The 22,051-nt window shown below is 45.1% G+C and carries 15 protein-coding genes; 6 read left to right on the top strand and 9 right to left on the bottom strand.

Translation table 11 applies throughout. The features are described from left to right. The first annotated feature begins 487 nt into the window (after positions 1–487). Together MC7420_RS34800 and MC7420_RS02820 are read left to right on the top strand one after the other, a co-directional pair. Positions 488–4,408: a response regulator gene (locus MC7420_RS34800; RefSeq protein WP_449240167.1), complete on the top strand. Its 3,921-nt coding sequence runs from the start codon at positions 488–490 to the stop codon at positions 4,406–4,408. A 211-nt stretch (positions 4,409–4,619) separates the two neighbouring features. After that, a complete protein-coding gene (locus MC7420_RS02820; protein ID WP_006098394.1) occupies positions 4,620–5,213 on the top strand; it encodes a hypothetical protein in 594 nt (197 codons plus the stop codon). 91 nt (positions 5,214–5,304) lie between these two features. Here MC7420_RS02820 and MC7420_RS02825 read toward each other — a convergent pair whose 3' ends face one another. The 9 genes from MC7420_RS02825 to MC7420_RS02860 form a co-directional block, all read right to left on the bottom strand. Then, a complete protein-coding gene (locus MC7420_RS02825; protein WP_198016359.1) occupies positions 5,305–6,744 on the bottom strand; it encodes an iron uptake porin in 1,440 nt (479 codons plus the stop codon). Between the two features lie 156 nt (positions 6,745–6,900). Next, the gene (locus MC7420_RS02830) at positions 6,901–7,902 is read right to left on the bottom strand and encodes a phosphotransferase (protein WP_006098689.1); all 1,002 of its coding nucleotides are present in this window, start codon (positions 7,900–7,902) and stop codon (positions 6,901–6,903) included. A 219-nt stretch (positions 7,903–8,121) separates the two neighbouring features. Beyond that, the gene (locus MC7420_RS02835) at positions 8,122–9,939 is read right to left on the bottom strand and encodes an ABC transporter ATP-binding protein (protein WP_006098494.1); all 1,818 of its coding nucleotides are present in this window, start codon (positions 9,937–9,939) and stop codon (positions 8,122–8,124) included. Positions 9,940–9,949: 10 nt separating this feature from the next. Further along, positions 9,950–11,176 carry a glycosyltransferase family 4 protein gene (locus MC7420_RS02840; protein ID WP_006098477.1) on the bottom strand — a complete coding sequence of 409 codons (1,227 nt, stop codon included), beginning with the start codon at positions 11,174–11,176 and terminating at the stop codon, positions 9,950–9,952. Positions 11,177–11,497: 321 nt separating this feature from the next. Then, a complete protein-coding gene (locus MC7420_RS02845; protein WP_006098386.1) occupies positions 11,498–12,832 on the bottom strand; it encodes a glycosyltransferase in 1,335 nt (444 codons plus the stop codon). Between the two features lie 262 nt (positions 12,833–13,094). Then, positions 13,095–14,486, bottom strand: coding sequence for a glycosyltransferase family protein (locus MC7420_RS02850; RefSeq protein ID WP_006098604.1), 1,392 nt, complete (start codon positions 14,484–14,486; stop codon positions 13,095–13,097). A gap of 156 nt (positions 14,487–14,642) precedes the next feature. After that, positions 14,643–14,801: a hypothetical protein gene (locus MC7420_RS39045; protein WP_157453003.1), complete on the bottom strand. Its 159-nt coding sequence runs from the start codon at positions 14,799–14,801 to the stop codon at positions 14,643–14,645. 127 nt (positions 14,802–14,928) lie between these two features. Then, positions 14,929–15,597 carry a response regulator transcription factor gene (locus MC7420_RS02855; protein WP_006098579.1) on the bottom strand — a complete coding sequence of 223 codons (669 nt, stop codon included), beginning with the start codon at positions 15,595–15,597 and terminating at the stop codon, positions 14,929–14,931. Continuing rightward, positions 15,575–17,086: a sensor histidine kinase gene (locus MC7420_RS02860; RefSeq protein ID WP_006098617.1), complete on the bottom strand. Its 1,512-nt coding sequence runs from the start codon at positions 17,084–17,086 to the stop codon at positions 15,575–15,577. Before MC7420_RS02860 ends, MC7420_RS02855 begins: the two co-directional genes overlap by 23 nt. A gap of 434 nt (positions 17,087–17,520) precedes the next feature. Between MC7420_RS02860 and MC7420_RS02865 the strand changes: the two genes are divergently transcribed. From MC7420_RS02865 to MC7420_RS02875, 4 genes are read left to right on the top strand one after another with little or no spacing between them, the layout of a single operon-like run. Further along, positions 17,521–17,895 (top strand): response regulator transcription factor, encoded by a 375-nt coding sequence (locus MC7420_RS02865; RefSeq protein ID WP_006098599.1) that lies wholly within the window; start codon positions 17,521–17,523, stop codon positions 17,893–17,895. Between the two features lie 60 nt (positions 17,896–17,955). Further along, positions 17,956–18,111, top strand: coding sequence for a hypothetical protein (locus MC7420_RS39050; protein WP_006098504.1), 156 nt, complete (start codon positions 17,956–17,958; stop codon positions 18,109–18,111). Then, positions 18,080–20,323, top strand: a complete 2,244-nt coding sequence (locus tag MC7420_RS02870; RefSeq protein ID WP_006098756.1) for a hybrid sensor histidine kinase/response regulator — start codon at positions 18,080–18,082, stop codon at positions 20,321–20,323. The genes MC7420_RS39050 and MC7420_RS02870 overlap by 32 nt, the downstream gene beginning before the upstream one ends. Further along, positions 20,320–22,032, top strand: a complete 1,713-nt coding sequence (locus MC7420_RS02875) for an EAL domain-containing response regulator (protein WP_006098347.1) — start codon at positions 20,320–20,322, stop codon at positions 22,030–22,032. The genes MC7420_RS02870 and MC7420_RS02875 overlap by 4 nt, the downstream gene beginning before the upstream one ends. Positions 22,033–22,051: the final 19 nt, after the last annotated feature.

The following is a 22,051-nucleotide window of genomic DNA, read 5'->3' on the forward strand; positions in this document are numbered from 1 at the left end:
ACACTAAAAAGAGTACTGCAATCCCAGGGCTAGATCTATAAAGTTTCGGTAAAGTTCAGGGAGAAAAGGTTAAAGATTCTGTAAAGCTACTCCCCCTCAACCTTTGATTAAGTAGCTGGACACTTTGGTCTCCCCCATAGAACCAAAAGCTCCCGCATCCGCTGGTCTAATGCCTTGCCCCGACGACATTTCCTTGTCCTTTCACCTAGAGCGTCGGTCAAGTATTCCTAGAAACCGGGTTTCTAGTCAGCATGACAACGCCATATAAACCTTTCACCTGGCATAACCCGGTTTCTTGACCGATGTCCTAGTATCCCTCCGCACCTCTGCTTCCCTGCTTGCCCAGCTAAAGCATCTATTATAGATAAGGTGTTGGGGATAAATATTTCTTACAGGTTGTGCTAATAAATAATAAGAGAAATGGATGATTTACCATTAGCTATTAATCTTTTGCCATTTTCTACAGGAAACGGAATTCGATCATGTTATTTCTGACGCCTTAATCGCGCTGGCTTATTTTTCAATTCCTGTTACTCTGCTTTACTTTGTTAGCCAGCGAGAGGATGTCCCGTTTCCCAGAATATTTTTCTTATTTGGTGCTTTTATTATTGCCTGTGGGATGACTCACGCTATGGGAGTCTGGACACTTTGGTTTCCAGATTATTGGCTCTCTGGCTTGATTAAAGCATTTACGGCTCTGGTTTCCTGTTACACGGCGATGGTACTGATTCCGCTGACTCCCCAAGCCTTGGCGCTACCCAGCCCCGCTCAACTGCAAGCGGCGAATCAGGCGTTGGAAATGGAAATCCGCGATCGCAAACAAGCAGAAGCGGCGGTGCGTACTCTAAATTCACAACTTGAGCAGCGTGTCAATGAGCGTACCAAAGAATTAACCCAGGTGAATCAGAAATTAGAACGGGAAATCAAAGAACGTATTCAAGTCGCCGACGCCTTGCTGGAAGCCGAAGAAAACTATCGCAGTATCTTTGAAAAAGCGGGTTGGGGTATCTTCCAAACCACCCCCGATGGACAGTATCTTAGCGCTAACCCGGCTCTGGCTCAGATTTATGGCTATCCCTCCCCCGAAGCCCTGATCAGTCGCCTCACCAATGGTGAACATCAACTCTACGTGGATCAAAGCCAACGGGCTGAATTTAAACGCCTAATTCATCAACAGGGTTCTGTCTCCAGCTTCGAGTCCCAAGTGTATCGCCAAGATGGGAGTATTATCTGGATTAGTGAAAATACTCGTGCAGTACGGGATGCCAATGGCGTACTGCTGTACTATGAAGGATCAGTGGAGGATATTAGCGATCGCAAGCAAGCCGCCGAACAGTTACAAGCTAGTGAGCAAAAGCTACGCCAAATCATTGATCTAGTGCCTCACTTCATTTTCGCCAAAAATCTCGATGGACAGTTTATCCTCGTCAATCAAGCGATCGCGGATGCTTACGGGACAACAGTCGAACACTTGCTTAACCACAAAGACGAGGACTTTATTAAATCCCCCGAACAACTGCGCCGCATTCGCGAAGAAGAACGGCAAATTATCCAACAGGGACAACCCAAACACATCCCAGAGGAACGGGTTCCCGATGCTCACGGGAATATCCGCATCGTGCAAACCACCCGCATTCCCTTTTATGTCACGGGTTCAGCAACACCCGCAATTCTAGGCATTGCCATTGATATTACTCAACGCAAACACATTGAGCAAGAACTGCGCGAAAATGCTGCCATAATTCGCGCTTTATACGAAGTCACAACCCAACAAAATTCTGACTTTGAGCAAAAGCTACAAAACTTACTAACCATGGGACGCCGCCAGTTTAATCTGGATGTCGGTATTCTCTCTCATATTGAAAACATTGACACCGAGAATGGGCGTTATGAAATCATCGCCGCTCAAATGCCCAATAATTTGAGCTTCAAAGGCGTCACTCTTGACCTGAAACAAACCTACTGCGCCGAAATCATACACGCCAAAAAACCCCTTTGTATCTTATCCGCTAGCACCAGCCAGTGGCACAATCACCCCGGCTTCAAGGTTTTCCAAGTCGAAGCCTATATCGGTGTCCCTGTTATAGTTAACGGACAATTATATGGTACGCTCTGTTTCGTCAGTCTCACCCCCCGGCAAACGCCATTCAAAGATATAGAAATAGAACTATTAAGACTGATGGCGCAGTGGATTGGTGGAGAAATTGAGCGTCAACAGGCGGCACAAGAATTGGCACAAGCTCGTGATGTGGCTTTGGCAGCGACTCGGGCTAAAAGTGAATTCCTCGCCACGATGAGTCATGAAATTCGCACGCCGATGAATGGGGTGATTGGTATGACTGGACTGCTGTTGGATACGCAGTTAACCTCTCAACAGCAGGAATTCGTCACCACGATTCGTCATAGTGGCGATACCTTACTCACCATTATTAATGATATTCTCGACTTCTCCAAGATTGAATCCGGCAAACTGGAGTTGGAAGAAGTCTCCTTTGATCTGCAAGTTTGTATTGAAAATTGTTTGGATCTGTTAGCCGCTAAAGCCAGTGATAAGAACTTAGAACTTGCCTATCAAATTACACCTCAAACTCCCCGAATGATTATCGGTGATGTAACCCGCTTACGGCAGATTCTGGTTAACCTGTTAAGTAATGCGGTTAAATTTACCCAATCGGGGGAAGTGATTGTTTCCGTTAACGCCGAGAAACTCGACTATGAACAATGGGAGCGCCCGGAAACAAAAACTAGCCTAACTCCACGGATTACTCCCTCAGTGGCTACCCCTCATTATCGGATTCAATTTGCGGTTAAGGATACCGGGATTGGTATTCCCCCAGAACGATTAAACCGTTTATTTCAACCCTTCAGTCAAGTAGACTCCTCAACCACCCGCAAATATGGTGGTACAGGATTGGGACTTGCCATCTGTAAGCAATTGTGCGAAATGATGGGCGGGACAATGTGGGTAGAAAGTCAAGAGGATATTGGCTCAACCTTTTACTTCACGTTGGTGGTTCCGGCTGATCCGAGTACCCAGCAGAATACGAATCAGGTTTGTCGATTGGAACTCGATGGTCAACGACTGCTAATTGTTGATGATAACGACACCAATCGCAAGATTTTGATGCGCCAAGCTCAAGTTTGGGGAATGGAATGCTATGCGGCACAATCAGGGGTTCAAGCCTTAGATTGGCTACATCAGGGGGAACGGTTTGACTTGGCAATTCTGGATATGCAGATGCCAGAGATGGATGGGGTGACATTGGCGCAAAAAATCCGTAAACTTCCCGGTTGTCAAACTCTACCTCTGGTGATGCTCTCGTCTCTGGGTGAGTTGCAAGTCGATACACCTGATGTGAAGCAGACGTTTGCTGGGTTTTTGACTAAACCGATTAAACAGTCTCAACTGTGTGATGTGCTGATGCAAGCGATGGCGGGGATACCGATTAAGGTGAAAATCCACAGCGCCAAGAAACCAGACATTGACGCCAAGATGGGTGAACGTTTACCCCTACGAATTTTACTGGCGGAAGATAATCCAGTGAATCAGCAGGTAGCGCTGCATCTGCTGCAACGGATGGGATATCGAGCGGATGTCGCAGGGAATGGGTTAGAAGTCTTGGAAGCGCTACAGCGTCAGCCTTATGATGTGGTGTTTATGGACGTACAGATGCCAGAAATGGATGGGTTAGAGGCATCCCGGCGCATTTGTCAAGAGTGGTGTGATTTAGATGGGAAGACTCAATCACAACGTCCGCGAATTATTGCCATGACCGCTAATGCCATGGTTGGCGATCGCGAAATGTGCATTGAGGCAGGTATGGATGATTATATCAGCAAACCCATCCGCATTGAGGAATTGGTTGAGGCGTTAAAGAAAGCAGGGGGTGTAGGGGAAGCAGGGGGAGCAGGGGGAGCAGGGGGAGCAGAGGGAGCTTGTAGAGACGTTCCGGTGGAACGTCTGGGAGCAGAGGGAGAGGAGATTAAAGCCTCTGGGAGTTCTGTTGATACAACCCCATCGGATAGTACCACGGTGGCGGGATTGGATCTGTCCGATAAAGCCGTGTTTGACCCGGTAATTTTTCAACAATTACGTGAGATGCTGAATCAAGAGGAAATATTAGCCGAAGTGATTACTCGCTATCTAGAGGAGGCGCCTAAACTCTTACAAGATTTGTCTGATGGAATAACTCAAGGACAAACAGAACTGCTGAATCGAACCGCTCATACCTTGAAATCCAGCAGTGCGATGTTAGGAGCAAGCCGTTTAGCTCATTTGTGTCAGGAGTTAGAAGCCAAGGCGAATCGTGATAACGTTGAAGTTAAAGCCACGCTATTATCGCAGATTAAAGCTGAATATGAACCCGTGAAAAGGGTTTTATTGGAACACAAACCAGACAAAACTTAGTTCGTAGTCAGGGCTTTAGCCCTAGTTCGTAGTCAGGGCTTTAGCCCTAGTTTGTAGTCAGGGCTTTAGCCCTAGTTTGTAGTCAGGGCTTTAGCCCTAGTTTGTAGTCAGGGCTTTAGCCCTAGTTCGTAGTCAGGGCTTTAGCCCTAGTTTGTAGTCAGGGCTTTAGCCCTAGTTCGTAACTATTTCACTCTTTTGGTATAGTAATCTTATGACCACAGACCTAATTGACCCAACACTTGATCAAGCGATCGCATATTTAACTACGTTTTCTGCCCAACCCCCTGAATCAAAGGCTGTGGTTGAGGCGCTGTTAACCGCTGAGAAGACAGCCAAACAGACGAAAGTACGCCATAGCTATTCCGAGTTACTGGGAACATGGCGATTGGGATTTATCACCGGAACCAAACGCTCTCGTCAGCGTGCTGGCGTGGTGTTGGGTGCGGGACGGTTTTTGCCGAAATGGGTGAAGATTCAGTTATCCTACTCCCCATCAGAAGCCAGTCAAGAGCAAGGAACAGTGGTAAATTCGGTGGAACTGGGATCTCTGCAATTAGTTGTCACTGGACCGACTCAGTTTTTTGCTAAGACGAATATCCTGGCTTTTGATTTCACCCGCATAAACCTGTCATTATTTGGCTTAAAATTATATAACGGATATATTCGCGGCGGTCAAGAGCGAGAGGCTTCTTTTTATGATAAACCGTTAAAAGATAAGGCATTTTTTACCTATTTTCTCGTCGAAAATCAAGCAATTGCCGCAAGAGGACGCGGCGGTGGGTTGGCATTGTGGACAGCATTGTAGGGATAGCATTGTAGGGGCGGGTTTAGGAACTAAATTATCTTGTTATCCCTAACGTACAAACAAAACCCGCCCTATCTCACTTAAATCAAGATTAAAACGTCAATGTAACTCGGATAGTACCAACATAAATCGCATCATTATCATCATTGTGTTCTGGATTAGTAATCACAAATAATCCTGGAGTAATCGAGATATCGTCATTCAGCGAAAAACGGTAAAATGCTTCTAGATGTAACGCTGTATCCCGATCCTCAAAATCCGCGCCCAGTTCATTATTAAGAATCTTCGGCGGTTGACCAATTACAATACCGACTAAACTATCTTCTTGGCCAAAATCCGGCAAAGCTAACAACATCGCCCAGGTAAAGATATTAGCATTAGGTTGATTGGGTAAGTCATTAGCTTGCGCTTGAATTAAACCCACTCGCCCGCCTAAAATAAATCCTGGATTGACTCGTATAGAGGCTTCAGCCGCAAAAGAGTTAGCTGTTACGTCTTCAGTCTCGCGATTAAACGGATCACTGGTTAATTCGCTACCAGTTCCCGTATTAAAACTATTTGAGGAACGGGTGTATGTGAAACTTAAAGAGGCGATGTCACTAGGTTGCCAGGTTAATTGTGCGATCGCAGCATAAGTATCATTGCCCAAAATCCCATTATCGGCTTCATTGGCATCAATGGCAACATAGCCCAAGGATAGATTAACAGACTCACCCAAGTTCTGAGAAATGCCAATTCCCGCCCCTTCTCCTTGACGGCGGATGGGATTCTCTCGCCCAAAGGTAGAAATGGAACCATCTCCACTTCCGCTAAATAGAGGATTGACGGTGGGGATTAAATCGCCTAACCCAATCCCTACTGTACCTAAACTCACTTGGGTTTGGGGAGTGACTAAAAATCGGTACTCTAATTCATCAATTTCGACTTCATTGTCATCATTTCCATCAAACCCTAAGTTTGCCATTTGTGTCCCTGTAGCTTCGGCAAATTCGGGAATATCACGACCTTGCAAACGGATTTGTAGTCTATCTTTTCCGGTAAAACTGGTTTCTAAGGTGAGGCGAAATCGATTGCCAAAGGTGAGATTATTGTCAATGGGTTCACCACTTCCATTAGCTTTTTTTGTCCCCTGAACTCCACTAAACGCAAGAATCACCTCTCCTTCTAATTCAGTGGTGGGAGAAAATTGCCGAGATTCTAATTGAGTTGTGCGATTTTCTAGGCTGTATACCCGTTCGCTAATTAGGTTTAATTCAGTAGAAAAATTTTGTTGTAATCGTTGCAATGTTTTTAGATCAGTTTCGGCAACGGGGTTGGTTGTACTGTTAATATTTTGTTCGTAAATGTAATTTAGACAAGCCTTTAATCCAGTGGCAAATTCATAGCGAGTCAGGGTTTGATTGCCGCGATAGGTGTTATTCGGATATCCGCTGAGACAACCATAGCGATCAATGAGCGATCGCAATGCCTGAAATGCCCAATCATCAGGACTCACATCGGCTAGCTGAGATACTGGTGTGACGGTGTTCATGTCACTATTGGTGAGTTCCTTTGATCGTGAATAATTAGAGTCAATATCGGTTGTCATAAACTCATTGGCTAGGGTGGTATGTGTTCCTATTAAAGGAGAAACTAATACAATTATCACTAGCCCTATTTTTTGATATAAAACTTGTCCAATCATCTTTTATTTGAGACGTTGTTCACACAGTTCTAATAAAGATTCGGTAAATTGACACCGATCTGGAAACTGAGTGCTGATGTAAATATGTCGCACTAAGGTTAAGGTTGTATAAGACTGAATCGCTGGACGAAGGGCTTCACCTGCAAGCTGAATAAATCTCTCCGCTAACGCATTTTCTCGATCCACTAAGGCTTCGGAATTGCCTAAAGTTCGCAAACTTTGCTCTGTGATATGTCCAATAAAGTTACCAATATCTAAGCCGGGATTGCCTTGACAATATAAGTCCAGATCCAGTAAATAAAGGCGATTGTTATCGATAAGGATTTGGTCAGGATAAAAGTCGCGATGAATACCCAGAAGTTGCGGTTCTGGGGTTATTGCTGCCACGCGATCGCACCCAGCTAAAATTTGCTCTAAACGGGGTTCCCACTGGGGTTTGAGTTGAGACACTAGGGGCAGACGTTCGTGCAAAATTCGCAGTTCATCGGCTATGGTGTGGCAACGCTGGGGCGGAATTTTGGCTTGATGTAGTTTATGAATGGCTTCGGCAATGCGTTTAGCTAGGGTAATTCCTTGGGGTTGGGGGAGTAGTTTGGTGGCGGTTACTCCGGGTACTTTGCGCTGAAGCCACATCTGAAAGTCGGGAATTATGGCGATGGGTTCGGGAATACTAATTCCATCGTTACTATTATCGGTAAATCCTTTCTGCCAAAGGGCTTGGTTGAGTTGATAGCTTTTAAAATCAGTGCCTTTTGCCCGTACTTTGCCGAGGAGGGTGATGGGAATGGTGGAATGATTGGGATGGGTTAGGTTATATTCAATTAAGCAGCGACGTCCGGGTTTGTGGCGAATGACTTTAATCGCACAAAGGTTGCTTTTTTGAAGGGGTTGTGGTAGGTTTTTGGTGAGTTCTTGCTGGACGGTGATTGGGTTAAGGGCTGCGGTAAGGAATGACAGGTTTGAATCGGTGGTGATGTTGAATGGATCGATTACGGGAATGGTCATGGGATTGACGATTTTAAATGAAAATGGGTGGTGTCGAAATGATGTTTTTTTAACGCAGAGGGGCGCAGAGGTAAGCGCAGAGGGGCGCAGAGGTTTTGGGGGATTTTGATGATGGGTTGGGGGATTTGGAGGAATTATGGGACATGAGAGTCTCAAACTCTGACAAAGGACAAATGACGAATGACGAATGACGATCTCCACCGTTAGCTTTTATGGTGTTCACCTACTTATTTCTTGCTTTTTGTTTTCTCTATCGGCTGGAGATTGCATCTGATATAAGCTGGTATATTTTTTATTGAGTTGGATTAATTGGGAATGGGTTCCTTGTTCGAGGATTTGTCCGTTTTCTAGGTAGAGAATTAAATCAGCATGGGCGGCGAGGGTTAAGTCATGGGTGATGAGAAAGGTGGTGCGGTTTTTGGCTACGCTTTCTAGGGCGGTAATCACGGCTTTTTCGTTATGTTTGTCTAAACCTGTGGTGGGTTCATCGAGGATGAGAATGGGGGCTTGGCGAATGGCGGCTCGGGCGATGGCTAAACGTTGACGTTGTCCCCCGGAGAGGGTGGAGCCTCGTTCCCCTAAGATGGTGTCGTAGCCTTGGGGAAGTGCTTCGACAAATTCGTGAGCATTAGCAAGACGCACGGCTGCTTCAATCTGGGCGTGGGTAGCATCGGGAACACCGTAGCCGATGTTTTCCCAAACGGTGGCGGCAAAGAGTAAACTGTCTTGCATGACGACACTAATTTGAGTTCGCAATGATTTGAGGGTATAGTCACGAATATCTCGTCCATCAATCATGACTCGCCCTTCAGTGGGATCATACAAACGCAAAAGTAGGCTCAGAAGTGTCGATTTACCACTCCCGGAGGTGCCCACTAGAGCTACTTGTTGTCCCGGTTTTACGTCTAATTCAATGGCTTTGAGTAAGGGATTACCGGCTTGATAGGCAAAGCTGACGCAATCAAATCTGACATATCCTTGAAATGGAGGCGCGACAATGGCAAAGGGGGAATCGTCAACCTCCGGTGTTTCATCTAAAATGTCTAAAACACGCTCCCCAGAGGCTACTGCTTTTGATAGTCGCCCGGTATATTTAGCAAAGTTCTGTATTGGTTTAAAGGCTTGTTTGAGATAGGTTAAGAAAACTAGAACATCTCCAGGGGTGAGATGATCTCGTAATGCTAACCTGGCACCGTACCACAAGACAATGGCTGTACCAATGGCGATGACGACATCCACAGTACGTTCTAAGCTAGCGGATAAGCGTTGGGTTTTCACGCTTTCCTTGAGACTGCGGTGATTGGCTTGGGAGAAGACGTTGGCGAAGGCGTCTTGCAGGGAAAGGGCTTGTACTAATTTAATTGCGCCAATTGATTCGGCTAGAGTGGCGGCGACAGCCCCCTCACGCTGACGCTGCTGACGTGAGGCTTGCTGGATTCGCTCACTTAGGCGGGTGGCGGCAAACCAAAAGAAGGGTAAGGTAATTAATGCTAGTAATGTTAGATCGCGATCGATCCAAATCATGATTCCAATCATACCCAATAGTGTCATAATGCTGACGATAAGGGGCATGACGGCGGTTAGGACAATTTCTTGTAATCGGGTGGTATCGGTGCTGATTCGCACTAATAAATCACCACTTCTAGCTTTGGTATGGTAGGAGAGAGATAGGCATTGAAGATGACGATAGAGTTGTTCGCGAATTTCGGTTAAGATGCGGCTACTGGCTAGGGCTAAACTCACGGTACTCCAGTAAGATGCTATTGCTCGTAGTGCGGTGATGGCGATTAACCCGAAAGCCGATAGGGTTAGCAATGTTACTGGATCAAAACGATTGAGAATACTAATGTTTTTATCGGGCGCATCAATTAAAATATAGTCAAAAACAAACTTCAGGGGCCAAGGCTCAAGTAATCGCAACACTACCTCAGCGAATAGAGCGAATACCGCTGTGATTAAGAGTAAACTTTGTTTCTGAAGATAGGGGGCGAAGCGATGTAATATTCGCCAGAAACTAGGAATAGATTTTTGTGTCATTTGTCTTATGTTATTCGTCATTCGTCATTCCCAATCTGCTCCCAGACGCGCCATGGCACGTCTCTACATTACTGCTGTACCCCTCTGCCATACCCGCGATTTCTAATAGACGTTTCGCGATCGCATCCCAGGTATGATGGTGCTGTATTGTCTGTCTGGCGGCTTTTCCTAGCTGTTTGCCTAATTCAGGATTATGGTAGAGGCGCTCTAGGGTGGCGGCTAAGGCTACGGCGTCGCCTGGAGGACATAATAACCCATTAATTTCATCTTCAATTAATTCTTTCAATTGTCCAATACGACTCGCTACCACGGGTAATCCGGCTGCCATGTATTCATAGACTTTTAAAGGTGAAAAATAAAAGTCAGATTGGTGCGGATAAGGGGCAACGGCAACGGTCATTTTTGCTAAAATTTCAGGGATTTTATCAGGAGTAACAGCACCCGTAAAATGAGTCACATCTAATAATCCGCGTGCTGACAATTCTGTGACTAAATTATCTCGTTCGGGTCCATCCCCGACAATTAGTAGTCGCGTATTTATATACTTTTTATGTAGGGTGTCAAAGGCTTCGACTAAAATCGATAATCCATGCCAAGGCTTAAGTGTGCCAACAAATCCCACGGTGAATGATTCTGGATGAATGGATAAGGCTGATTCAATACTACTGGAAAAACGCTCTGGGTTAACGCCATTAGCGATAATATGCACTCGTTTACTTACTCCCGGATATGTTTCTATATAAGTCTTAATTTCTTCAGACACGGCAATAATTGCACTGGCTGTACTAAACACTTGCTGTGCCACTTGTTCTGCTAGCGTGCGCTCTACTAATCCCCGATGTTTTGCCTGTTCTTCAATCAAGGGAGCATTGACTTCTAAAATCCCTGGTATTCCCATAGACTTGGCATAATCCATTCCGGTAAAACTCCAGAGAGAGTAACGCTCATAAACTAAGTTGAAAATACCGTTATTCTCCAGTGCTATACGTAGATCAAGGTTAGCAGATAGGGCAGCTTGTTCACGGGCAGCTATTTCACCTTTGGGAATAGAGGGTAAACGATGAACAATGACATCGGCTAAATCCGGTGGCGGCTCACCACCAATTCGTGTGGCAAATAACTCAACCTGTATTCCTAGTTTTAGCCAAGCACGAATTACCTCCTGAACATGAATTGAGCAACCTTTTTGACCAAAAACGGGAATACCTGGATCAGCGCAAATGTAAGCAATTCGCATAATTCATAGTCTCAACAAACGATAAATAACTAACTTTATTATTGACCCTAATGTTACTAAACCCGCCCTGAATCAGGGATAAAATAAATAACCTTGTAGGGGCGGGTTTCACTAATTAACTTTATTCTTGACCGTAATGTCATTAAACCCGCCCTGAATCAGGGATAAAATAAATAGGTCTGTAGGGGCGGGTTTCACCACTTAACTTTATTGTTGACCCTGATGTCAATAAACCCGCCCCGTCTCAAGTATGGAATAAAGGGTTATTTGACAAATGACAAGATATCCTGTTTGGTAACGCTTACGCTCAACCCAACCTACTTATACATTTTGTGCAAAACTCACATTATCCTGTTGATTAGTGGACGATATATGATTAGAAACAACTGGAGAAGACTGTAACTTATCTTGATTAACGACTTGATTAAAAATAGTCCGCAAAACCGCAGTATTGCGATAAATATCAAACTCTGACTCAATCAATTGCCGCGCTTTTGTTGCCAGTTTCACCCGTAAACTTGGATTAATCAGTAAGTGTTCTAGAGCATTTGCCAACGCCTGAGAATCATGTTGAGCCACCATTAATCCCGTCTCTTCATGACGCACAACTTCAGGAATTCCGGTTACATCAGTAGCCACACAAGGCGTACCCAGCGCCATCGTTTCCAGTAAAACCGTTGGTAAACCTTCACGATTTCCATCGCTACCAATAATATAAGGTGCAGCAAATACAGCCGCATTCTGGATATGCTCAAAGACTTCATTTTGAGGACGCGAACCAATAATTTCAACCGTTGATTCTAAACCGAGGCGTTGAATTTGCTCTCGCAGCGTCGCTTCCAATGAACCTGATCCAATAATTTTACAATGAAACGAACAGCCGCGATGGGCAAGAATGGCACAAGCGTCAATTAAAACAGAAACCCCTTTTTTCTCCACCAATCGACTGACTGAAAGAATAGTGGGTGGGCGTTCTTGGGGAGATTTATACCCCAACTGGTTTAAATTCAAGCCATTATAAATGCGCTGGATAGGGGCGGATGCTGTACCATACATCTGTTGTAAATACTTGAGATTATAGTCACTAACCGTAATCACACTTGCCGCATCTTGTAGCTTCCGTTTCATGTCTTCCGGTTCGACACTTTCATGGAAAATATCCTTAGCATGAGCCGTGAAGGTATAAGGAATTCCGGCAAAGTGGGCAGCCAAACGAGCGACACTGGTTGCCACTGTACCAAAGTGGGCGTGGAGATGACTAATATTTTTTAACCGTACCTCTCGTGCTAACCAGGCGGCTTGATAAACGGTACTGGCTTTTTCCCCTTGAGCAAACTCTAATTTTGTCCAAAAATCGGGGATAATTTTACTGGCTTCCTGAAGTTCTGCCCAGAAGAAGCTAGCGGCTGTTGGGTTAAGGCTATTGAGAGACTCGCTCACTCGCCCTTGGATGGGTTTACGAATATAGTAAACTGGGGCGCGAACTTGGGAAATGATGTTTTGAAAATGAGTTTCCGCCGGAGGGCGCAGGGCAAAAATATCTATTTCTAATCCAGCGGCTTCATGGGCTAAAATTTCATTGACGACGAATGTTTCTGAGTAGCGTGGATAACGCTTGAGAACATAACCAATGCGGTTTAATTCTGTGGAAAGCATCATTGTTATGGGGGATTAGGTAAAGGTTGGATATGTAGGGGCGGGTTTAACCGATAACATTCCGGCATTTTCCCCCTCATCCCCTAACCCCTTCTCCCTCCGTGGGGAGAAGGGGAACCCTCTCCCCGCTCCCCTCTCCCCGGCGTGGGAGAGGGGCTGGGGGAGAGGGGTTGAGCTTAAGTTGACAAGGATGCAAAATGCTTCGCCCCGACATAAACAAATGACTCTTGACAAATGACGAATCTGATTCCTGATTCAACAATTACGAAACATTAACCATGGAAATAACTGGGGAATCAACAACAGATTCGAGTAAATGAGGTAAACGTGCCAGCCCATGGAAATCGATGCGATCGCGTCGATGTGTCGATGTTCCCATTGTCTGCGATAGCCATTCCCTTAAAGCGGTGGGCGTGACATTATCGGGATGCAGCATATCAACTAATCCCAAATCCTGTAACCGTTTAGCCCGAATTAACTGTTCCTGGCGCGGTTTGACTCGTGGTACAATCAGCGCGGGTTTGTCAAAGGAAAGAACTTCATAAGTGGTGTTGTAGCCGCCCATGGTAATCACACAATCCGCCCGATTCAATAATTGGGTGGGTTCAGCCAGAAACTCCAACACTCGCAAACGGGGATGTTTTGCCGCGATTTGGTGTAGGTGTTGACGCACAGGAAGGGGCATAAATGGACCGGTTAAAATCACCCCGTTGGTGTCTGGAGGTAAAGGGGTTTGGGCAAACATTTCTGCCAGCTTATCCCCATCTTGCCCACCGCCAACCATACACACCGCCAGCCGCCCAGGGGGAAGATTTAGTGTGGCTAAGGGATCAACGTCGGGAGTATCCACAAATTCCAGTCGTTTGCGCTGATCAAAACAACCGGTATAACGCACCTTTGCGGCTATATCGGGGGAAAATTGACAATCCTCAACCAGATCAGAGATTCTAGGATCACCGTAAATCCACACCGCATCATAATACTTACGAATGATATCTTCATTCTCTGCTTGCTGCCATTCATGCTGTACTTTTATCGGATCATCAAGCACATCCCGTAAACCTAAAACACAACGAGTATCTGTTTGAGTATGCAAATACTCTAGGGTTAAATCTAATTCTCGAATTGCCCCCCGTGGCACATTATCGACAATGAAGACATCCGGTTGAAAGGATTCGACAGTCGCCCGAATAATATTAGCGCGGAGATTGACAATATGTTGTAGCGACAGATCCAAGCGACGGGATTGATATTGTCCATTGGTTCCTTTATGCAGGGCGGGAAGTGCCACATAATCTACGCCATCAGGGATGTGCAGATTACTTGCCTCACTCATGCCACTAATCAGCAGAATGTCCGTGGGTAAAGCAGACTGGGCAAGGGTTTGAGCCATTAACAAATTGCGTCGCTTATGACCCAAACCCATCGTATCATGGGAGTACAACACCACCCGCAATTTCCGAGTTCTAGCGCTATTCGGTTGGACAATCGCCGGAGATAGATGGGAAAACCACCCCGTATGAGCCGCATCAGTCGCACGACTTGTTCGTTCTCTGAAATGAAGATGCTGTGCAATTTCAGCGGTTTTAGATTCAAAACTGGCGACTCTTTCTCCATTCAAAAAACGTTCAATTGTGCGCGTTTGTGCTATCATTGTTATCTCCTGATGCTCCAAAATGTGGTTTCTTGTGATTGATGTATCCTTTAGGCGAGCAGGATGATAAAATTGAGGCTTTCCCCTAAAATTTATCTTGCTTTCTGATATCTTAACTTAAATTTAATAAACTGCCGTGAAAACAAGGTGATACTTTTATGAGAACTCTTTCATGTTTGTGATTAAGAAGGGAATAGAGAACGGGGAACGGGGAACGGGGAGAGACTTGACTGCCCATAAACGAAAAGAGACGTTGAAGATATAGCAGTAGACACATCGATTAGGACTTTCGGCACCATTGTAGAGACGCGCCATGGCGCGTCTCTACATAAATGATGTGTCCTAACCGCTATGGCGGTTGCTATAACGTCTCTAGATTTATCGGAAAAAATTATGATGATTATTAGGATAACTAATAATTTTGTCTCAGCGCAGCGTCTAATCAAGTACGGAGGCGATAACCCATGCCTCTAACGGTTTCAATTAAGTCACTGCCTAATTTTTTGCGTAAATAACCGATATAAACATCAACAATATTAGAACCCGGATCATAATCATACCCCCAAACATGACTGAGTAACTGTTCTCGGCTCATCACTTGTCCGGGATGGCGTAATAGGGTTTCTGCGAGGGTAAATTCGCGGGCGGAGAGTTCAACACGTTGACCCTTAACCCGAACCCGACGAGTCCGCAAATCTAAACTAACATGACCGATGGTGAGTACCATCTCCTCCTTGGTTTTCGGCAAATGGTTATTCCGCAACCGCAAGCGCACCCGGGCTAAAAGTTCTTCAAACCGAAAAGGTTTGGTCATGTAATCATCAGCCCCTCCCTCTAATCCAGCGACTTTATCACGGATGTCATCACGGGCGGTGAGAATTATAATTGGGATTTGTTCCCCCTGACCCCGTAATTCCTCTAGTACCTGTAAACCATCTTTACCGGGGAGTCCCAAATCCATAATCAGCAGGTCAAATTCGTGGGAGAGTGCCATATCCAGCGTCTCCCCCGCATCTATGGCTACGCTGGTGGTAAATCCTTTAGCCCGCAGCCCTTTTTCTAGAAATGAGGCAATCCGGGGTTCATCTTCAGCAATTAGAATTCGATTCATGAGGTAAATTATCTTGTCTTGACTCTAGAGGAAGAACAATCGTAAATTGAGCGCCAGCACCCAGTCGGCTGTTGAGTCTCACTTGTCCCCGATGCGCCTGGGCGATCGCTTGAACGATAGATAACCCCAAACCCGCGCCTTCAGAACGACGACGGCTGTTGGGGAGTCGAGCAAACCGCTCAAAAATCCGCTTTTGGTTAGCTGAGTCAATTCCTTTTCCAGTATCGCGAACCCAGAAATAGGCGTTATGGCGATTGATCGCAGAACCCAAGGCGATTTGCTCTCCCGCCTCGGTATGTTGGGTAGCATTTTCAGCCAGGTTCATGATTGCTTGCGTCAGGCGCTGACGATCAGCGACAATTTGACCAGACGCGATCGCATCCAATTGCCAGTTTCGTTCGGCTAAGGCTTTGGCTTTAGCAAAAAGTTCCTCGGTGAATGAGTCAATATCTATGATTTCAACCTGTAAAAAATCGCGCCATTCGGCTTTCGCTAACAGGAGTAAATCATTGACAAATCGGTTCATCCGATCCAATTCATCCAAGACTAATTCTAATGTTTCCTGTTGCGCTTTTGGGTCATCGTCCCATAATTCCAGATGACCTCGGATAATCGTGATTGGTGTCCGTAATTCGTGACCCGCATCATTGATAAAGTCTCGCTGGCTAGTAAACGCCCGATGCAGACGATCCAGCATTTGATTCAGCGTAGTGGTCAGTTCTGCAATTTCACCCGTACCTTGTATAGGAATGCGTTGCGTCAGATCCGTTTCACTAATCGAACGCGCCGTTTCTGTAACCGAACGTAGGGGGGCGAGTACCCGTCCAGCAGCAACCCAAGCCACAATGGACGCAACCACCATCACAACCAACGTTACTTTAACAATCACCCAAACGACTTCATTAACTTCTTCCTTTTCATAGGCAATCACATTAGCGACAATAAATAGTCCCCGAATTTCTCCGCCAATTTCCACCGGTTCGGCATAGTAAAGAATCGGACCAACTGATGTTTCTTCCCAGCCTTTTGTGGGTTGGGTCAGCTTAGTCCAACGTTTAAGTAGCCATGCATCCGGTTGCAGGGGGTCAGGCAATGCTGTCGGACTAGATTGGTAGAATTGACCCTCAATAATGGTCAGCAGAAACTCTCCATCATTGGGAATATTACGGGATAGAAAAACCTCAAATAAACCGCCAATGTCATCACAAAATGGCTGACCCGTAAAGGGGTTTTTTCCTTGTTGAAACAATCGCTGGAACTCCTGCACCTCTTGGTTTAGAGAACTATCAATTCGTTTGTGCGTCTCCTCCAATAGAACTTGACGGATCAGCCCAACTGATGTACCCGTAAAGCAAACCATGAGCAGGACATACCAGGCAAGAAGACGAGTTCGTGCTTCCCAAAATAGATTACGCCAACCCCAACACCCTTCAGTTTTATTCGCCTCATGATTTTGATCAGGTTTGGCTGAGGCGAGGTTGTTACCCAACTTAGTCACGTCGGTTCCCTGGTCGTTCGTCAGTTATCTTAAAACCTGATGTTGATCTGTGCGAATATGTTCCTGACTCTAGGTTTGTAAGTTAGGACACATCATTTGGTAGAGACGTTCCGGCGGAACGTCTCTACAAGGGTTTTGCTCAAAATACCCACCCCCTTCAAGGTGAAATTACGGAGATGGAATCCTCAACTCAGGTTCACACCCCGTATTTTCCACGAGGACTAATCAGAATCACTATGCAACAATTTATCAAAGTGGACAGTAAACCCACCATTTAATGCTGGGGTTCTCTCAGTATTCTGATCCATTTTCAGGAGATGAAACCGGAATGGGTTGAGTTATAGATAAGGAGATTATCGCTGTCATGATTGTAGCCATATTTTTAAAGACGTTAATACCGGTTAGGCATTTTAAGGAGAGCAACAATGGTTAAAATTTTAGTGATTGAAGATGAGGAGTCTGTACGCGAGAATATCCTGGAACTGCTGGATGCAGAAGGGTTTGATGCGATTATCGCAGAAAATGGACAGAAGGGGTTGCATCTGGCACAACAGCATGATCCGGATTTAATTTTGTGCGATGTACTGATGCCAGAAATGGATGGTTATGGTGTTCTTTCTGCCTTGCGTTCTCAAGGTAAGACGGCTACTATTCCGTTCTTATTTCTCACCGCTAAAGCCGCTAAAACGGATATTAAGCAAGGGATGAATTTGGGCGCAAATGCCTATCTGACTAAGCCCTTTACCTTGGCAGAATTGCTGGATGCGATCGCGACTCATATTGGAGTGATCCATAGGTAGTGGTGCGTGAGGGGGTAAGGGCGGGTTTTGTTGTTCATGTGTTGGTGACAAGTGGTTTTAATGGCTAAACCCGCCCCTACAATTTTGACTCAATCCGATGGTTTGGAGGTGGAAATTAACCAGATAACGTTTATTCGAGGATTCGCCAATGTCAAACCTTTTATGTTTCATCCATTCATGACTTATGGCTATCTCATCCAAGCATCTATCAATTAACGCTAATGAACTGGGGACAATGGAGAATCATCTCTTAACCCTACAAGTGGCAATTATGCAGCAGATTGCCCAAGTAACGCAAGGACAATGTGTTCCTCAAGATGGGCTACAAACGACGGCGGATCAACTACGTTACGGTCTACAGGTTGACTCCTGTCTGATGTTTATAGTATCAGACTTTGAACCGATTACGACACCCTTTGAGGGAGAGGTAAAGGGAAAAAAAAGACAAGAAAACCCGTATCAACTACTGCGAGGACAGGGGACTGTAGATGACTCATCCTCTCGGCTAATTTGTGAGTTTTATGGGAAATATTATACTTGGCTAATTCAGGGAAAACCACTGATTTTTCCGATCGCGGATGAACATCCCCCAGCGCCAATTCAAGAATGGCAGAGGCTTTCCGGTTTACCCCTGTTAATTCTACCCCTTTGTCATCGTCAATCCTATTTTGGGGCGATTAGCCTGATGGCGACGCAAGCGCAACGCCAATGGAGTCAGGCAGAAATTGATTGTGTCTGTGCGATCGCGTCTCAATGGGCGATGGTATTCTATCACATTCAACAAGAACAAAAGTACCACATTCAACAGCAAAAGCACCAGCAGGTTATTGCCGCTTTAAATCGGGCGGAATCCCGAAACAACGCGCTTTTGGAAATTATCCCTGATGCTTTGTTTCGGATTAACAGTGCGGGGATTTATTTAGATTGCTATGGCACAAAAACGGAAACGCTTTCTATTCCGGCTACCGATATTATCGGTAAACATTTACATCAAATACTGCCCACACAAGTGGCGGGATTAATTTGGGAACATATTGAACAAGCGCTAGAAACGAAAACCATTCAACGGGTGGAATATCAACTCTGGGTGAATGGCAAAGCCCGCAATTTTGAAGCCCGAATTGTTGCCAGTGGGTTTGAAGAAGTTTCTGTGATTGTCCAAGATGTCACGGATCGGGTGCAAATGCGACTCAGCCTAGAACAAGTGAATGATGCCTTAGAAATGCGTGTGGAAGAACGCACGGCGGCGTTAAGGAAAGTGAATGATGTTCTTCAAGCCGAAATTATCGAAAGAAAACGGATAGAGGAACAACTTCGCACCAGTGAAGAACAATTGCGACAACTGACAGAAAATATTCGCGAAGTCTTCTTTTTAACTACCCCTGATTTTAGCCAGATGATCTATATTAGTCCAGTGTATCAGGAGGTATGGGGACGTTCGACTAAAAGTTTATATGAACAACCTTCATCTTGGTTAGAATCCATTCATCCGGAGGATCGCGATCGCGTAACCCAAGCGTTACACAAACAGTCCCTTGGGGAAGCAAATTTCCAGGAAGAATATCGAATTGTTCGCCCCGATAGTTCAGTACGTTGGATGGGAGTACGGGCGTTTCCGGTGGTGAATGAGGCAGGAATTACTATCCGGATTGCGGGGATTGCGGAGGATATTACTGAACGCCAACGAGTGCAAGCAGAAATTCTCAATGCTTTGGCGCAAGAAAAGGAACTGAGTGACCTCAAATCCCGCTTTATTACGGTAACGTCTCACGAGTTTCGCACCCCTTTAACTACGATTCACTCGTCAGCCGAGTTACTGGAACATTATCGGCATAAATGGTCAGATGAGAAACAACAGATGCATTTGCATCGAATTCAAGGTTCGGTTAAGTATATGACCAAATTATTAAATGATGTATTAATTTTAGGCAAAACAGATGCAGGTAAACTTGCCTTAAGTCTAGAACCTATTAATTTGGAATTATTTTGTGCCACATTAGTGAAAGAGCTGCAACTTAATCAACCCGAACTCTCTGTTATTAACATCAGTTATGAGTGGGAACTGACCCTTGATGCCCAAGTAATCTATCTAGATAAGCAATTACTCCAGCAAATTTTAGAGAATGTGTTAAGCAATGCGATTAAGTATTCATCCTCCGAAGAAACGATTGAAGTTAAACTCAAAGGAAATCGCGAACAAATTACCCTGGAAATTCGCGATCGCGGCATTGGGATTCCCCTAGACGATCAAGACCGATTATTTGAAGCATTCCATCGGGGAACCAATGTTGGCACGATTCCGGGAACCGGATTAGGACTCACCATCGTTAAAAAATGTGTGGATATTCATCAGGGTAATATCGACATTAATAGTATCATCGGGGTTGGCACTACAGTAACTGTTACCTTACCTATATTAAACTCATGAAAAAGATTCTAGTCATTGAAGATGAAGAACTCGTCCGGGAAAATATCTTAGAACTCTTGGACGCCGAAGGATTAGCCGGAATTGGCGCAACGAATGGTTATAAAGGGATCGATTTAGCCAAAGTCGAGAAACCCGATTTAATTATTTGTGATGTGATGATGCCGGGATTGGATGGATATAGTGTGTTAAAAACACTGCGTCAGGAGACAACATTTGCCACCACACCCTTTATTTTCTTAACCGCTAAAGCGGCTAAAGCCGACTTTCGTCAAGGGATGGAATTAGGGGCAGATGATTACCTGACTAAACCCTTTACCCGGGCAGAATTACTCGGCGCGATCGCGACTCGGTTTAAAAAGCAGCAGCAGTATCGTAGTGAACTTGAGCAAGCAAAGGATCAACTCGATTATTTAATGTATCATGACTCCTTAACCAATTTGCCTAATCAGTTATCGTTGCGGGAACAATTTAAACAGATAAAATCGACGCATAGCCAGCAATTAATGACAATCATGTGTGTCGGTTTAGATCGGTTTAATCAAATTAATGATGACTTAGGACATAGTGTAGGCGATCGCTTATTACAAGCAGTAGCCCAACGTTTAGTTAACGGAGTCACCTCTGAGGATTATGTAGCACGATTAGGCAGCGGTCAATTTGCGATTATTCTGCCCACAACCCCCCATAAAAAAGATGCCGTTTTCGTTGCCCAAACTCTCTTAGAACAATTCTCCCAAACCTTTGCCATTGATGACCAAGAAATCTTTGTCACCGCTAGTATTGGTATGGCACTCTATCCCCGTGATGGCAGGGATATTGAACAGTTACTGAATCAGGCAAATAAAGCCATGTTTCAGGCAAAACAACAGGGAGGAAATTGCCATCAGTTTTACTCGATTGCCTTAAGTAAAGGAACCTCAGATCGGGTGGCATTAAAAACGAGTTTACGCTATGCCTTAGAACGAGATGAACTTCAGGTTTACTATCAACCCCAACTTAATTTGGAAACAGGTAAAATCATCGGTGCGGAAGCCCTGTTGCGCTGGGAACATCCCGAACGGGGACTGGTTTCTCCGATTAAATTTATTCCCCTAGCCGAAGAAACGGGATTAATCCTGCCGATTGGGGAATGGGTGTTAAAAACGGCTTGCCAGCAAACTCGTCACTGGCAAAAAATGGGTTATCCTCATTTAAAAATCGCCGTCAATTTATCCGGGCGTCAATTTCAACAATTAGACTTGCGTCATCGGTTAGTCAAGATTTTCACCGAAACCGGATTGCGCCCGGAGTATTTAGAATTAGAATTAACGGAGAGTATGCTGGTGGAAAATACCGATGTAGCGATTCGCCGCTTACAGGCATTAAAAGCGCTGGGTGTGGAGATTGCCATTGATGATTTTGGCACAGGGTATTCGTCTTTAAGCTATTTACAGCAGTTTCCCTTTGATACCTTGAAAATTGACCGCTGTTTTATTCGCAATATTCAGGATAATCCGAGTCAGGCGGCAATTACCCAAGCGATTATTGAAATGGCAAATACGCTGGATTTAAAATTAGTGGCGGAAGGGGTGGAAACGGATGCGGAACTTTCCTTTGTGGTGCAGCATCACTGTCATAAAATGCAAGGGTATCTGTTTAGTAAGCCTTTGCCCGCTAAGGAATTTGAATCTTTATTATTCAGCGAAAAAGCTTTAGTGGGGATAAAATAGCAAGCCTTGGGTTAAAACC

The organism is Coleofasciculus chthonoplastes PCC 7420, from assembly GCF_000155555.1.
In the GTDB taxonomy this organism is placed as follows: domain Bacteria; phylum Cyanobacteriota; class Cyanobacteriia; order Cyanobacteriales; family Coleofasciculaceae; genus Coleofasciculus; species Coleofasciculus chthonoplastes_A.